This is a genomic window from Burkholderia sp. Ax-1724, assembly GCF_011752995.1.
Taxonomy (GTDB): Bacteria; Pseudomonadota; Gammaproteobacteria; order Burkholderiales; family Burkholderiaceae; genus Paraburkholderia.
The window spans coordinates 53,098-67,562 of the sequence record NZ_VWWL01000009.1; the positions used below are offsets into that span (position 1 = coordinate 53,098).

General features: G+C 63.6%; 14 protein-coding genes. 8 read left to right on the forward strand and 6 right to left on the reverse strand.

Translation table 11 applies throughout. The annotated features are described in order from the left end of the window. The first annotated feature begins 98 nt into the window (after positions 1-98). A complete protein-coding gene (locus F3J19_RS12195) occupies positions 99-1,070 on the forward strand; it encodes a LysR family transcriptional regulator (protein ID WP_205192799.1) in 972 nt (323 codons plus the stop codon). 118 nt (positions 1,071-1,188) lie between these two features. Here the strand turns inward: F3J19_RS12195 and F3J19_RS12200 are convergent, their stop codons facing one another. From F3J19_RS12200 to F3J19_RS12215, 4 genes are all read right to left on the reverse strand, one after another. Then, positions 1,189-2,763: an MFS transporter gene (locus F3J19_RS12200; protein ID WP_167041391.1), complete on the reverse strand. Its 1,575-nt coding sequence runs from the start codon at positions 2,761-2,763 to the stop codon at positions 1,189-1,191. 41 nt (positions 2,764-2,804) lie between these two features. After that, the gene (locus tag F3J19_RS12205) at positions 2,805-3,089 is read right to left on the reverse strand and encodes a DUF1427 family protein (RefSeq protein WP_167041394.1); all 285 of its coding nucleotides are present in this window, start codon (positions 3,087-3,089) and stop codon (positions 2,805-2,807) included. Positions 3,090-3,319: 230 nt separating this feature from the next. Continuing rightward, positions 3,320-3,967 (reverse strand): hydrolase, encoded by a 648-nt coding sequence (locus F3J19_RS12210; RefSeq protein ID WP_167041397.1) that lies wholly within the window; start codon positions 3,965-3,967, stop codon positions 3,320-3,322. Positions 3,968-4,155: 188 nt separating this feature from the next. Beyond that, a complete protein-coding gene (locus tag F3J19_RS12215; protein ID WP_167041400.1) occupies positions 4,156-5,097 on the reverse strand; it encodes a LysR family transcriptional regulator in 942 nt (313 codons plus the stop codon). Between the two features lie 162 nt (positions 5,098-5,259). On the opposite strand from F3J19_RS12215, the gene F3J19_RS12220 reads away from it, so the two are divergent. Next, positions 5,260-5,682 (forward strand): hypothetical protein, encoded by a 423-nt coding sequence (locus F3J19_RS12220; protein ID WP_167041403.1) that lies wholly within the window; start codon positions 5,260-5,262, stop codon positions 5,680-5,682. A 64-nt stretch (positions 5,683-5,746) separates the two neighbouring features. Here F3J19_RS12220 and F3J19_RS12225 read toward each other — a convergent pair whose 3' ends face one another. Then, positions 5,747-6,988 (reverse strand): LysR substrate-binding domain-containing protein, encoded by a 1,242-nt coding sequence (locus F3J19_RS12225; protein ID WP_167041406.1) that lies wholly within the window; start codon positions 6,986-6,988, stop codon positions 5,747-5,749. A 142-nt stretch (positions 6,989-7,130) separates the two neighbouring features. On the opposite strand from F3J19_RS12225, the gene F3J19_RS12230 reads away from it, so the two are divergent. The 6 genes from F3J19_RS12230 (at position 7,131) to ligK (ending at position 13,359) form a co-directional block, all read left to right on the forward strand. After that, on the forward strand, positions 7,131-7,982 hold the full coding sequence (locus F3J19_RS12230; RefSeq protein WP_167041409.1) for an amidohydrolase family protein: 852 nt from the start codon (positions 7,131-7,133) through the stop codon (positions 7,980-7,982). A 35-nt stretch (positions 7,983-8,017) separates the two neighbouring features. Then, positions 8,018-8,929, forward strand: a complete 912-nt coding sequence (locus F3J19_RS12235) for a hypothetical protein (RefSeq protein WP_167041412.1) — start codon at positions 8,018-8,020, stop codon at positions 8,927-8,929. Positions 8,930-8,997: 68 nt separating this feature from the next. Continuing rightward, positions 8,998-10,365 carry a C4-dicarboxylate transporter DctA gene (dctA, locus tag F3J19_RS12240; RefSeq protein ID WP_240158902.1) on the forward strand — a complete coding sequence of 456 codons (1,368 nt, stop codon included), beginning with the start codon at positions 8,998-9,000 and terminating at the stop codon, positions 10,363-10,365. Between the two features lie 183 nt (positions 10,366-10,548). Next, positions 10,549-11,580, forward strand: coding sequence for a porin (locus tag F3J19_RS12245; RefSeq protein ID WP_167041415.1), 1,032 nt, complete (start codon positions 10,549-10,551; stop codon positions 11,578-11,580). Positions 11,581-11,647: 67 nt separating this feature from the next. Continuing rightward, positions 11,648-12,673, forward strand: coding sequence for an amidohydrolase family protein (locus tag F3J19_RS12250; protein ID WP_167041418.1), 1,026 nt, complete (start codon positions 11,648-11,650; stop codon positions 12,671-12,673). Positions 12,674-12,675: 2 nt separating this feature from the next. Next, on the forward strand, positions 12,676-13,359 hold the full coding sequence (gene ligK / locus F3J19_RS12255; protein ID WP_167041421.1) for a 4-carboxy-4-hydroxy-2-oxoadipate aldolase/oxaloacetate decarboxylase: 684 nt from the start codon (positions 12,676-12,678) through the stop codon (positions 13,357-13,359). Between the two features lie 75 nt (positions 13,360-13,434). Here ligK and F3J19_RS12260 read toward each other — a convergent pair whose 3' ends face one another. Next, on the reverse strand, positions 13,435-14,439 hold the full coding sequence (locus tag F3J19_RS12260; protein WP_167041424.1) for an NrtA/SsuA/CpmA family ABC transporter substrate-binding protein: 1,005 nt from the start codon (positions 14,437-14,439) through the stop codon (positions 13,435-13,437). Positions 14,440-14,465: the final 26 nt, after the last annotated feature.

A 14,465-nucleotide genomic window follows, 5' to 3' on the forward strand; every position in this document is an offset into this window, starting at 1 on the left:
AGAAATGCGGTGCCGGAAGCATGAAGTATGGCTGCAAGGTGGTGACTGAAAACTCGTCGCGGACCGCGGTTTCTCCAGAACGCATCTGAAGGACCATTGTGACAGACACTTCCGCGAATCCACTTTGGGATGATTTGCGTATCGTCAAAGCTATCGCAGAGGGCGGCAGCCTCGTTGCCGCCGCAACAGCGCTCGGGCTCAACCATTCGACGGTTTCCCGGCGGCTCTCCGCGGTCGAACGGGCCTTGGGCGCCGTGTTGTTCGACCGGCGCCGCAGCGGCTACGGGCCGACCGCGGCGGGTGAAGAAGTGATTGCGTTGGCCAGCCGTATCGAGCTGGATATTCTTAGTATGACGAAGCGCGTGTCCAGCCACGCCGACAGTCAAAAAGGCAATCTGCGCATTACGACCAGCGATGCGCTCGTGCGGGATTTCGTTATCCCGATCGTCGCGGATTTCCGCACTCGCAACCCGGGTGTGCAGATCGAGATGATGGTCGGCAACAAGCCCCTGAATCTCGCGCGCGGCGACTCCGACATTGCGATTCGAGCCACGCTGGCGCCGCCGGAAAACCTGTTCGGACGCAAGCTCGGCACCGTCGCATGGGCGATTTATGGCCGCGCGGCCGATAGCGCGAACGGCTCTCCCGCGGGCGACATCATCGATCGTCGACCGTGGGTGTCCTATTGCCGGGACTTGAGCGGGCTCAAGGCATTCAGTTTTATCGATGAACACGTCGACCCCTGCAATATCGTCTATCGAAGCGACTCTATTATCGGCGTGGTCTCCGCCATTACCGCGGGGATCGGCATCGGTCTTTTGCCCTGCATGTACGGCGACCTGGTTACCGGCATCACCCGATTGAGCCCCGTGATACCCGAGGTATATGACGAGCTGTGGCTTCTGACGCATCCCGACATCCGCAAATCCGGCCGGGTGAGCGCGTTTATGGCGCACTGCGCCGAGGCGATCATCGGGCGGCGCGAATTGATCGAGGGCAGGGCCGTCTATCGGGGACATTCGGTTGGCGCTTCGCCGTCGCCGGGTGGTTCCCGGCTTTCATGGGTCTGATCGACGCTTTTGCACGAATTGAATCGTACTGATCCTGAAACACCAAAACGGTATTCGCGAGCTTCATGCCGATGTCGGGAGAGTTTCGGATTCCCTATCGAAATGCCGGAGCCATCCGTCACGCAGGCGCAATCAGATGACGGATTCGCGGCGCCTCGGTGCCGATATGAAATTGCCGGGCGGTTTCCTCGCATTCGCGGTCGGCGCGCGTGACATGTTCGTGCTGGCGCAAATGTTCGATCCAGCTCTCGACGACGAAGGTCTCGACGAACAGACCCGCCTGCGCCGCATCTTCATACAACCCCCAGGAGAGGGCGCCGCCACGGCGCCGGCTGGCTTGCAGCCGTGCCATCGCATGCGTGAAGTCGGCGGAACTCGCCGGCGCGATGCGATACTCGATCGTGACGAGCACCGGGCCGCGATCGTTCTGCATGTCGCCTTCCACATGCGGCGCGGGCCAGTCGGCCGCGGGTGTGAGGTCGAGCTTCGCGGCGGCGTCGAGCGGGAAACGCAAGGCGAGCAACTGCGCGATGCCGAGCGCCGCGCCGGCCGCGAGCAGTGCTACTTGCACGCCTGCATGCGCGGCGACCCATCCCCAGAAGGTCGAGCCCGCGGTCATCGTGCCTTGCGAGACGAGCATATAGAGCGCGAGCGTACGCGCCTTGACCCAGGCGGGCGCGGCCATCTGCGCCGCGCCGGTGAGCGACGACATGATCGTGATCCATGCGACGCCCGCCGCGAACATGACCGGCGCGGCCATGGCAAAGGTCGAGGCCATGCCGAGCAATGCAGTCGCCGCCGCGAACAGCAGCGACGCGGCGAGCATCATCGCGTTGCACGAAATCCGTCCGGAGAGCACGCGCAGAAGCAATGCACCGGCGATGGCGCCGAAGCCGAGGCAGGCGAGCAGCGCGCCGTAGCCGATGGAGCTCAAGCCGAGATCGCGCCGGCCGATCACCGGCAGCAAGGCCCAGAGCGCGCTCGCAAATACGAAGAACGCCGCGCTGCGCAGCAGTACCGTCAGCATGGCGGGCGACTGCCGTGTGTAACGCACGCCGGCTTGCAAGGCGCCGAGAAAGTGTTCGGCGGGCAGGCCCGATTTGCGCGGCGTGCGTTGCCAGCGCAACAGCACTATGGCGACGCCGATGCTGGATAGCGCATTGAGCGCGAAGACCGCCGCCGGGCCGCCGGCGGCGGCGATCACGAGGCCGCCCGCGGCCGGCCCGATCGCGCGTGCGATATTGATGCCGAGGCTGAGCAGCGCAATCGCGCGCGGCAGGCTCGCGGGCGGCACCAGTTCGGGGATGGTCGCCTGGAAAGCCGGTGCGCTGAGCGTCATGCCGGTGGCGATTGCCGCGACCATCGCCAGCAGCAGCCACGGGGTGCACAGGCCGGCGAACGTAAAGATCGAGAGCAGGGCAGCGCCGGCCACCATCCACCATTGCGTGGCGAGCAGCAGCCGCCTGCGGTCGACGATGTCGGCGAGCGCGCCGGCGGGCATCGACAGCACGAACATCGGCAGCGTGGTCGCGGCCTGCACCGCCGCCACCAGCAGCGGGTCGCGCGACAGGGACGTCATCAGCCAGCCCGCGCCGACATCCTGCATCCACGTGCCGATATTCGAAACGATGGTGGCGATCCACAGCGCCCTGAAAATAGGAATCCTGAGCGGCGAATCGGCAGCCGTATTCATGATGGGGTCTCGTTGCGGGTCAAGGCTGGGTCAAAGCCGGTTCAAGGCTGGTGCTGGCCAGCGGTATCTTCATTCGCGCGCGTCGGGCGCGGCGCAAGTCCTGTCACCTGCCCCGACGTTGTCTGCTCGCTACGGGCGTGTACGTTCGTCGCGGCGCTGGATTCGGACATCAGCCGTTTCACGGTGGGCAGCGCCTGTTCGCCGATCAGAATGCCGAGCAGGCCGACCAGGGCGATCAGCGGCGGTGCCGGCGAGCGCACTTTCAGCAGCGAATAGACGAGGCCCACGAGGAGACCGGCAGCGAGCGACAGGAGATAGGATTTCATGCAATGCTTGCCGCGGTGTTTCGATGAACGAACGACTTTGCCACAGGCGGGCTTATCGTTCAGATGAAATTCATGTCAATGCTCGAGCCAAGGCTCGAATCGGTGCATTGATTCAAGGCGCGCTGACGGCAGCGGGGCCGCATCGCGCGCCGCGCGCGCTGCTTCGTGCAGGCGTGCGGCCGTGACGCGGCCCCGTCATCAAGCGGAAATCAAGCTTGACGTTGGCGATATCAGTGCGCGCCGAGCATCGCCTTCGCGTACTCGATACCCACGCCGAATGCGCCGCCGAACTTCATGGCGATGCCGGTCGTCACGTCGTACGTTTCGGTACGTGCCCAATCGCGTTGCAGTTCGAGCAGATAGGTGAGTGCCGTGATCGGACGCGCGCCGGCCTGGATCATCCGTGCGACTGCGCGTTCATGCGCTTCGACCGAGCCGTCGCCGCATGCATCGGTGACGACATAGACTTCGAAGCCTTGCTCGAGCGCGGAAATCACGGGGCCGTTGCAGCAAACCGACGTCCACAGGCCGGCGATGACCAGGCGGTTCTTGCCGGTTGCGTTGATACGGGCGATGAAGTTCTCGTCTTCCCATGCATTGGACGTCGTGCGATCGGTGACTTCCGCATCCGGAAACGCGTCGGTGATTTCGTCGAAGAGCGGGCCAGCGAAGCTGTCCTTCGAGATCGTCGAGATGATCGTCGGCACGTTGAAGCCCTTGCCGGTGTGAGCAAGAATGGCTGCGTTAGCGCGCAGATTGGTGATGTCGATCGACTTCGTGTTGAATGCCATCTGCGCCTGGTGATCGATCAGGACCAGCGCGTGGTCGTTGGGGCTCAGAAGGGAAGCAGCGGGTTTGGCGATGGCTTGGATGCTCATTACTCGGTCCTCGTGGAGTGAATGGGTTGGCTGGAATTCAGCCGATGGCCTGCGAGAGACGGTTGACAGGGGGGCTGGAGGACAACCGCAAGTCATCGGCATGCGGAGGATTCTAAGTGAGCGAGTCCGCATAGGGGGGTGCAGTTTTGCGGAATGGCATGTGTAAAACTGCGGACGTTCGCATTGAACTATCGATCGAGTTCCATCGAGTGACGCATGCGCGGTTCTCTGCCTTCGATGAAGTTGCGATGCTGCGTAATCGCTTCCGCGCAATGCTTCATGAACGCATGAACCCGGCCCGACTTGCGGATGTCGGGATGCGTCAGCACCCACAATTCGTCGTAGACTCGCGGCTCGACAGGACCGATGCGCACGAGTCCGCCGAGCAGGTCGCCGTGCATGCAGGGCAGCAGGCCGATGCCGATGCCGGCCGCGATCGCCGAGGTGACGCCGACGACGGAATCGCTGCGATGGAGAATGTTTTCCGCCGGTACGTGTGCGTTGACGAAGTCGAACGCCATGAGACCGGCGAGGTTCTTGCCGTACGATACCCAGCGGCGCTGATAGAGTACTTCTCTCGACGGCGATACGCCGACGTAGTCGGCCCTGCGCCCATAAATGGCCCATGCGATGGTGGCGAGCTTGCGGCCGAACAGGTTCTCGGGCGGTGCCACGGTGGCGCGAAACGCGATGTCGGATTCGCCGCGCGCGAGATTGAGCGACTTGTTGCCGACGAGGGTTTCAATGCGCAGGCCCGCGTTGCGGCGCTGGAAGTCCGCGATGATCGGCGTGAGAAAGTCGAGCAGCAGCGCGTCGCTCGTCGTGATGCGCAGGTTGCCCGTATAGCTGTGCGCATGACCCGACACGCGCCGGGTCACGGCGTGGATGTCGGTTTCGATGCGCCCGGCCAGCGCGATCAGCTCGGCGCCCGCGCCGGTCGGCACATAGCCGTTGCGGCGCCGGTCGAACAGCACGGCTTGCAGCACGCGCTCGACGGCCGCGAGCCGGCGGCTGACCGTGGAGTGATTCATGTCGAGCACGGCGGCCGCGGCGACGAGGCCGCCGCTATCGCCGATTGCCTTGACGATGCGCAGGTCGTCCCATGAGAGCGCGTGAAGGGGATCGTTCATGATGTCCTCTGAAAAGCGGCTTCCTGCCAATAGTTCGCCGTATGTACCCGGAACTCATCGGCGAAGCCGGAACACCCGGCCGTGAGTATGCGTGATTGGCCTCAAGAACTTTTTTCATCTTGCCGACATACAGCTATCGAAACAACTATGGGAAGTTTACCAATGACGCTTACGCCAGTCGGCAATATCGGCAGCACTTCGGCCGCTTCCGTTTCGCCAGCGCAGAACCCGGGCACTAGCGCCGATAGCGGGAAGCCGCCGGCCGCGAGCAACGGCGCGGCGAATTCGAATCCCGCGAGCCATAGCGCGGGAGCGGGAACATCGGGTTTCGCCTCTTCGTCATCTTCATCCGAGTCTCCGGCCATGCGCGCGCTGAAGGCGGAAATCCGGCGCCTTCAGCAGGAACTGGCGCATCTTCAATCCCAACTGACGAAGCTGTCGTCACCCGGGGATCAGAGCGCGGCCAGCGCGCTGCGCGGTCAGGTCGCGTCGATTTCGTCGGCCATCGAGCAGGCGACGGCCGCGCTGTCCCAATTGATGCTCGGCTCCGGGAAAACCGGCGGCCTCGTGAACGAGCAGGCCTGAGCTACCGTTTGCTCGAAGCAGGGCGCGCCCTGGCCGGATGCAATTGAGGCACAGGTTGCGCGTTTCATCGTTCGTGAGCGGATTCTAACGCGCTCTCCGAGCGCAGAAGCTCGACGAAGGCCTGCTGGACCGCCGTGCCGAGCCAGTCGCTGCGCACCGTATAGCCGACCGCGCGGCGCGCTTCGGGCAAGGCCAGTTCCAGCGCGACCAGTTCGCGCCCCGGATAGGCGTCGCGAATCTGCGCGCGCGACAACAACGTGATGCAATCGCTTTCCATCAGCATTGCCAGCATCATCGCGAGGGAACTGGTTTCGAGCACCAGCGGCGGCTTGACCGGCAACTGCTCGAAAATCGAATCGATCACCGCGCGGCGCGGCACGTTGTGCTCGGGCATCACCCAGTCGTGGCCGGCGAGATCGAGCAGGGCGATGCGCTTGCGCCTTGCCAGCCGATGCCCCTTGCGCACGGCCGCCACGTAAGGGTCGGCAAACAGCTCCGTTTCCTGCGCGGCCCCGGCAAGACGCGCCCCGCGCAAGCCGCCGATGATGATGTCGAGCGCGCCGCTACGCAATTTGCGCAGCAGATGCGCATGCGAGCCTTCTTCCACCGTGACGCGTGCGGCAGGATAGCCCTCGCGCAAGCGCTGAATGACGCGCGCGACGAGGCGTGGCGGCAGCAGCGGCAGGACGCCGATCGCCACCTTGCCGGTGAGCTGCCCGCGAGCGTAGGCCAGGTCCTCGCCCGCCTGCGCGATCTCATGAAGCGCGAGGCTCAAACAGCGCGCGAACTCGATGCCGGCAGCGTTCGCCGACACGCTATGCACACGGCGCCGGTATAGCGACACGCCGACGTTCTGTTCGATCTGCCGCGCGGCCCGATGCACGGCGGGCTGCGAAATGCCCAATGACAGCGCGGCCTCGGCCGCGGAGCCCGCGTCGGCGATCGCGATGTGGCAGCGCACCTGCGCGTCGGTGAGGCGGCGGCAGATCTTCGCCGCGTGCGTGGCCGTCGCCTGGCCCGTCAGGCCCATGACGGCACGCTCGATCTGATCGAGCATGCGGCGCACGCGCCGCTGCAGGATGAGGCCTTCGCCGGTCAATTCGCTGCCGCCGAAGCCGCGTTCGAACAGCGGGCCGCCAAAGCCCGCTTCGAGCTTGCTGATCGCGACGCTGACCGCCGGCTGCGTGCGCCCCGCGCGGATCGCCGCCTGCCCGATGCCACCGGCCTCGCACACCGCATCGAACAGGAAAAGGCGCCGCAGGCGCGCCTGATCTTCATCCGATGACGTTTCTCCTGACGCTTTCATTGGCTCTCCAGACGGCCCCGAAAAAACCCTTAGATTAACCAGAATTTATGAGCTGGGCCTCACTTCATATTGAGGCATTCAACGCTATCGAGCTTACATTAACACCCATTCCAGCAGAACATTTCCCGTCAGGAGCGCCTTCATGTCAATCGTCATCGACACGCATACTCATGCAATTTCCCCCGATAAACAACGCTATCCGATCGCCCCGGTCGGCGGCCACCAGTCGGAGTGGTCGGCGAAGCGCCCGGTCAGCTTCGAAGGGCTGCTCGCGTCGCTGGACGAAGCGGGCATCGACCGGGCGGTCGTGGTGCAGGCGTCGACGGTGTATGGCAACGACAATAGTTATGTGGTCGAGGCGGTGCGCAGCCATCCGGATCGCTTCGCGGGGGTGTTCTCGATCGACGTGCTGGCGGACGACGCCGTCTCCCAGATGCAGCGCTGGCTCGACGCGGGCCTCTCGGGCCTGCGTCTGTTCACGACCGGCAGCACGATGCCGGGGCAGGCGGGCTGGCTCGACGACGAGCGCTCGTTCCCGGTCTGGGAATACGCGCAGCGCCACAATGTGTCGATTTGTCTGCAGATGACCGCACAGGGCATTCCCGCGCTGCTGAACATGCTCGCGCGCTTTCCGGACATCCGCGTTCTGCTCGATCACCTCGCGCGTCCCGAACTGGCCGGCGGCCCGCCGTACGAAGCAGCCGCGCCGCTCTTCAGCCTCGCGCCGCATCAGGGCGTGTATCTGAAGCTCACGAATCGCACGATCGCCGAAGCCGGCCGAGGCGCGTCGACGCCCACGGCGTTTTTCCCGCGCGTGCTCGAAGCGTTCGGCGCGCATCGCATTGCGTGGGGCTCGAATTTCCCGGCGGCCGAAGGCGCGCTGCCGCAACTGCTCGCCGACGCTCGCGAGAGTCTTGCGATGCTGCCGGCCGACGCGCAAGCCGCGATCTTCTCCGGCACCGCGCGCGCGATCTATCCGGCGCTCGCCGCCTGAAACGTCGACTTCGAATGCAACCGGGAGACCCGAACGTGAGTACTGCAACGCAACCTCTGCGCCTGAAGGCCGCACTGAAAACCTATCCGCATACGCGAGCACTGAAAGCGGGCGAGCTGACGGACCCGGCGGTCGAACTGCTGTTCGAGGAGATCGAGCCGATCCATCGCGCGTTCGCGCCGATGGCGCGCCGCCAGGCGTTCGACGTCAGCGAACTGGCCATCGTCACGTATCTTCAGGCGAAAGCCTACGGCAAGCCGCTCGTGCTCTTGCCCGCGGTCGTGGCCGCGCGCTTCCAGCAAGGCTGCATCATCTACAACGCGGAGCGTGACAAGCCCGACCTGAGCCATCTCGCGGGCAAGCGGATCGGCGTGCGGGCCTACTCGCAGACCACCGGCGTGTGGGTGCGCGCGATTCTCGGGGAAACCTACGGCGTGCCGCTCGACGAGATCGAGTGGGTGACGATCGAAGGCGCACATCTGGAAGAGTATGTCGAACCCGCTTTCGTGCGCCGTGCCGAGGCCGGCAAGCAATTGCTGTCGATGCTGCGTGAGGGCGAGATCGATGCCGCGATCCTCGGCAACGATCTGCCGGGCGAGCCGGAATTCAAGCCGCTGATCGAGAATGCCGCGGCCGCCGACCGCGAGTGGTACGCGCTGCATCGTTACGTGCCGATCAATCATGTCGTTGTGGTGACACAGGCGCTGGCCGATGCGAATCCGCAAGCCGTGCGCGCGGTGTACGACCTGCTCAAACGCGGCAAGGCCGCGGCTGCCGGGCAGAGCACGGGCCAGCCCGACAAGCTGCTGTTCGGCTATGACGCACTACGCGGGCCGCTCGAAGAAACCCTGGCCTTCTGCGAGCAACAGCAATTGCTGCCGCGCAAGCTGAGCGTCGAGGAAATCTTCGCCGACAGCCTCGGCATTCTGGGCGACGCCGCGCGTTAGCGCAACGCACGTCCGCTTCACGCATCCTGAGCGAATCCGAATTCGCCGCAGTCCGTCAAGGAGACACCATGAGCTTGCCCGGCAAATCCGCCGCCGCGAAACCCAGGGAACGCCGTCCGTTCTACCTCGATCTGTCCTTCCAGGTATTGGCCGGCATGGCGTTAGGCATCGCCACGGGTTACTTCTTTCCGAAGTTCGGCATCAACCTGCAACCTCTCGGCGATGCCTTTATCCGCATCATCCAGATGCTGATCGGCCCGATCATCTTCTGTACGGTGTGCAGCGGCATTGCGGGCGTGAGCGATTTCAAGAAAGTCGGCCGCGTCGCGATCAAGGCGCTCTTCTATTTCGAAGTGGTGACGTCGATCGCGCTGGTACTCGGTCTCGTGGTCGTGAACCTGCTCAAGCCCGGTGTCGGCATGAACGTGGACATGCACAGCGTGCATTCCGCCGCCGTCGATACGTATGTCGCCAAGGCGCATCACTTCGTCACGACGAGCGAATTCCTGCTCAATGTGATTCCGCACACGGCAATCAGCGCGTTCGCCGGCGGCGACGTGTTGCAGGTGCTGTTCTTCTCGGTGCTATTCGCATTCGGACTCGCCGCGATCGGCGAGCGCGCACAGCCGGCCATGGACCTGATCGAAGCGGTGTCGGGTTCGCTCTTCTGGATCATCGGGCTCACGATGAAAATCGCGCCGCTCGCCGCATTCGGCGCGATCTCCTTCACGGTCAGCAAGTTCGGGTTCGGCACGCTGATCTCGCTCGGCAAGCTCGTGCTCGAGTTCTATCTGACCTGCGCGCTGTTCATTCTGCTGATTCTCTGGCCGATCGCGAGGGTCAACGGCTTCAGTCTGCTGCGTTTGATGCGCTATATCGGCGCGGAGTTGCTGCTCGTGATCGGCACGAGTTCTTCGGAGACGGTATTTCCGCAACTGATCGACAAGCTCGAACGGCTCGGATGCGAGAAGTCGGTGGTCGGTCTGGTTTTGCCGACGGCCTATACGTTCAATCACGACGGCACCTGCCTGTACTTCGCCGCGGCGGCGGTCTTTCTCGCCCAGGCCACCAACACGCCGATGAACTGGCACGATCAGTTGGTCCTGCTCGCGGTGCTGCTGCTCACGTCGAAAGGCGCGGCAGGGGTGTCCGGCGCGGCCATCGCCGTGCTGGCGGCTACGCTGACCGCGTCGAACACGATTCCGGTCGAATCCATCGCTCTCGTGCTCGGTATTCACCGAGCCATGTCGAGCGGATTCGTGTTCACCAACATCATCGGCAATAGCGTCGCAACCATTGTCGTGGCGAACTGGGAAAAGGCGCTCGACCGCGTTGCGCTGAGCCGCGAACTGGCGGCGGGCTTCCGGCCGGATGCGATTGCGTCCGGCCACCTGAGCCACACGAGCCACCCGAGCGGCGGCCAGGCCGGCAGTTAAAAGCACTTAAATCACCTGAAGCACTTGCCTGTCACACCAGCTGAGCCGCCGAGCCGGTTCAGCGGGTTCGACGCACCCGAAAAGAATGCAACGGATCACTTCGCGTAACGAGTTATACGAATCGGATGAGAGGTTTTTTCTCTTCATTCAATCCAGATAAATACATCGGATTAGAGACATATCATGAAAACAAAGATTTGGAGAACGATTGGAGCAGGGTTGTCGCTGGCGGCGGGCACGATGTCCGCGCATGCGCAAACCAGTGTCCAGATATACGGCACGGTAGATGGCGGCGTGCGTTACCAGAACAATGCGGCCGTCGGTGGCGGCTCGGTGGTGACGATGAATTCCAACGGCTACTACAGTTCGAACAAACTCGGCTTTCTGGGCCGGGAAGACCTCGGTGGCGGCTGGAACGCGCACTTCCGGCTGGAGAGCGGATTCAATCTCGGCAACGGCCAGCTGGACAACACCAACGGTGTGCTGTTCAACCGGCAAGCGTATGTCGGCATTGGGCACACGAAATACGGGTCGATCGATCTCGGGCGCCAGTACACGATCTCGCACGACATCATCAGCATTTACGATCCATTCGGCTTTCACTTCACGCCGATCCTGCCGTTGACCACCGCGTCGGACGGCACGCGCAACAACAACGCCATCAAGTACAAGAACGACTTCGGGCCGCTGCTGTTCGAAGCGGACAACTCGTTCGGCGGCGTGGCGGGCGATTTCAGCAGCGGGGCGACGCGCTCGGTCGGCCTGAGCTATGGCATGGGGCCGGCCAGCATCGGCGGCGTGTACGGGCATCGCAACATTCTGAGCGGCACGACCTACGTCAGCGACAGCTATTACATGGCCGGCGCCGCTTACCAGATCGGCCCGGTGCGTGTGTCGGGCGGCTTCATGTCGGAAGACCAGCAGAACCCCAACGCGGCGCACCAGGTGACGAACAACGCGTTCGGCGGCCTTGCCTGGAGCATCAAGCCGGACCTGGTCTTCACCGGCGGCTACTATCAGACCACCGTTTCCACCGACAAGGCGAGCCGCCGCGGCATCTCGGTGGTGTCGCTCGCTTATCTGCTGTCCAAGCGCACTACGCTGTACAGCGAACTCGATTACACGTCGTACAAACACGCCGTGGTCAGCACGTTGAACCCGGCCGGCGCGTCGAGTCAGACCGCCGTCACCGTGGGTCTCGACGTGCTGTTCTAACCGTTCAAACCGACAGGCAAACGCGCGTTGGCGGTATCGCGCGCTGAATTTCCAGGGAGAGCCAGGCATGATTATCGATATCCACGGCCACTATACGACCGCGCCGAAAGCATTGGAGACGTGGCGTAACCGCCAGATCGCAGGCATTGCGAATCCGTCGGCGATGCCCAAGGTATCGGAGTTGCAGATCAGCGACGACGAACTGCGCGAGTCGATCGAGAACAATCAGTTGAGGCTCATGCGCGAACGCGGCCTCGATCTGACGATCTTCAGTCCGCGCGCGAGCTTTATGGCGCATCACATTGGCGATGCCGCCATCTCGGCAACATGGGCCGCGATCTGCAACGAGCTGTGCTATCGCGTGAGCCAGTTGTTCCCCGGGCATTTCGTGCCGGCCGCGATGCTGCCGCAAAGTCCGGGCGTGGATACGGCCACCTGCATTCCTGAACTCGTCAAATGCGTCGAGCAGTACGGCAATGTCGCGATCAATCTGAATCCCGATCCGTCGGGCGGTCACTGGACCAGTCCGCCGCTGTCGGATCGCTACTGGTACCCGATCTACGAGAAGATGGTGGAGTACGATATTCCCGCCATGGTTCACGTGAGCACGAGCTGCAATGCGTGCTTCCACACGACCGGCGCGCATTATCTGAATGCGGATACGACCGCCTGCATGCAATGCCTGACCTCGGACCTGTTCCGCGACTTCCCCACGCTGCGTTTCGTGATTCCGCACGGCGGCGGCGCGGTGCCGTATCACTGGGGACGCTTTCGCGGTCTCGCGCAGGAGTTGAAAAAGCCTTTGCTGAAGGACCATCTGCTCAACAATATTTTCTTCGACACCTGCGTCTATCACCAACCCGGTATCGATCTGCTGACGCGCGTGATTCCCGTCGACAACATCCTGTTCGCGAGCGAGATGATCGGCGCGGTGCGCGGCATCGATCCGGAGACAGGCCACTATTTTGACGATACGAAGCGCTATATCGAAGCGGCGCATGTCGATGCGCAGGAACGCCAGAAGATCTATGAAGGAAATGCACGGCGTGTTTATCCGCGCCTCGATGCCTTGCTCAAATCGAAGGGGCTGTAATCATGTATGAACTCGGAGTGGTTTATCGCAACATCGAGCGCGCGGATGCCGGCGTGGCCGAAAAACTCGGCGCGCTCGGTTCGGCAACCGTGCATGAGGCCATGGGCCGCGTGGGCCTGCTCAAGCCTTATATGCGCCCGATCTATGCGGGCGCGACGGCGGCCGGCACGGCCGTCACCGTGCTGCTGCATCCCGGCGACAACTGGATGCTGCACGTCGCGGCCGAGCAGATTCGCCCCGGCGACATGGTCGTGGCCGCGCTGACCGCCGATTGCACGGACGGCTACTTCGGTGATTTGCTGGCCACCAGCTTCAAGGCGCGCGGCGCGCGCGGCTTGATTATCGACGCGGGCGTACGCGACGTCAGCGTGCTCGCCGAGATGAACTTCCCCGTGTGGAGCAAGGCGATTTCGGCGAAAGGCACGATCAAGGCGACCCTGGGTTCGGTCAATATCCCGGTGGTCTGCGCGGGCGCACTCGTCGTACCCGGCGATGTCGTGGTGGCGGATCAGGACGGCGTGGTCGTGGTGCCGCAAGCGATGGCGGAGAAAACGCTCGAAAACGCCCAGGCGCGAGAGGCGAACGAAGCGCAGAAGCGCGCGACGCTCGCCTCGGGCGTACTCGGGCTCGACATGTACAAGATGCGCGAGCCGCTGGAAAAGCTGGGCTTGCGTTATATCGACTGACGCCCGTTGAGCATTGGCGCGGTCGCGCAGCCGGCTGCGCACCGCGTTTCTTCGCGCCGTTGCCGGCGCGGCGGCTCATATCTTGACGCTGTAATCGGCGACCTTGATCGGCGCGTTGATGATCCTGCGCTGGGCGAGCCAGTCGGCGGCCCGTTGCAGTTGCGCCATGAAGGCCGCGTCGTCGGGCTCGTGAAACTGGTTCACGCGCTTCAGGCTCGCGAGATAGTCGCGCACCTGATCCGGATATTTGGCCTCGTTTTGCGCGAGCGATTCCGATTCGCCCGGGTGAGCCGACTGCCACGCGCCTTCCACGTAATACGCGTCGAGTACGGCGCGCACCAGCGCGGAATTTTCTTCGGCGAACTGACGGCGTGTGACGAGCGAGCTGTAGTCGACGAGGAAGTCGAGATCGCGCCCTTCGCTGAAGATGTCGCGGGCGTCGTTCGAATAGCGCGCGATATCCACGGCGGGCGACCACATCGACCACGCGTCGACCTTGCCTTGCGCGAATGCGGGCGCGGCATCGGGCGGATTCAGATAGACGAACTCGACCTTGCTGCGATCGACATGATGCTTCTCCAGCGCCGCAATCAGCAGGAATTCGCCGAGCCCCGAGCGATTCACCGCAACCTTGCGGCCGGCGAGATCGGCAACCGAGTGGATGCCGCTCGACTTCTTGACGATGATGGCGGTCGAGCGCGGCGAATACACGTCGAAGGCGGTGAAGACGATGGGCGAGCCCGCCAGCATCGCGGCGAACGCGGGCGTCGTCGAGCCCCAGAAGCCGAAGTCCGCGCTGCCGCCGACCACGGCCTGGATCGACGGCGCATGGTTCGGGAACGGCCCGATCCATTCGACCTTGATTCCCTTTGCGCCGAGCGTTTTCTCGAACACGCCGCGCTGCCTCGCGATGTCGGGCAGGCTGCCGTAGCCCCAGCCGATGCGAACCGTGTCGGTATTGCGCGTGAGCTTGCGCGGTTCGGCACTGCGGGCGGGAAGGACGTTCGCGGCGGCGGCGCCGGCCAGCAGTCCGCCCGCCGCGCGCAGAAGCTGGCGGCGAGTCAGTGAAGCATCGTTCATTCGTGGTGGTTCCTTGTGTGGAGAGC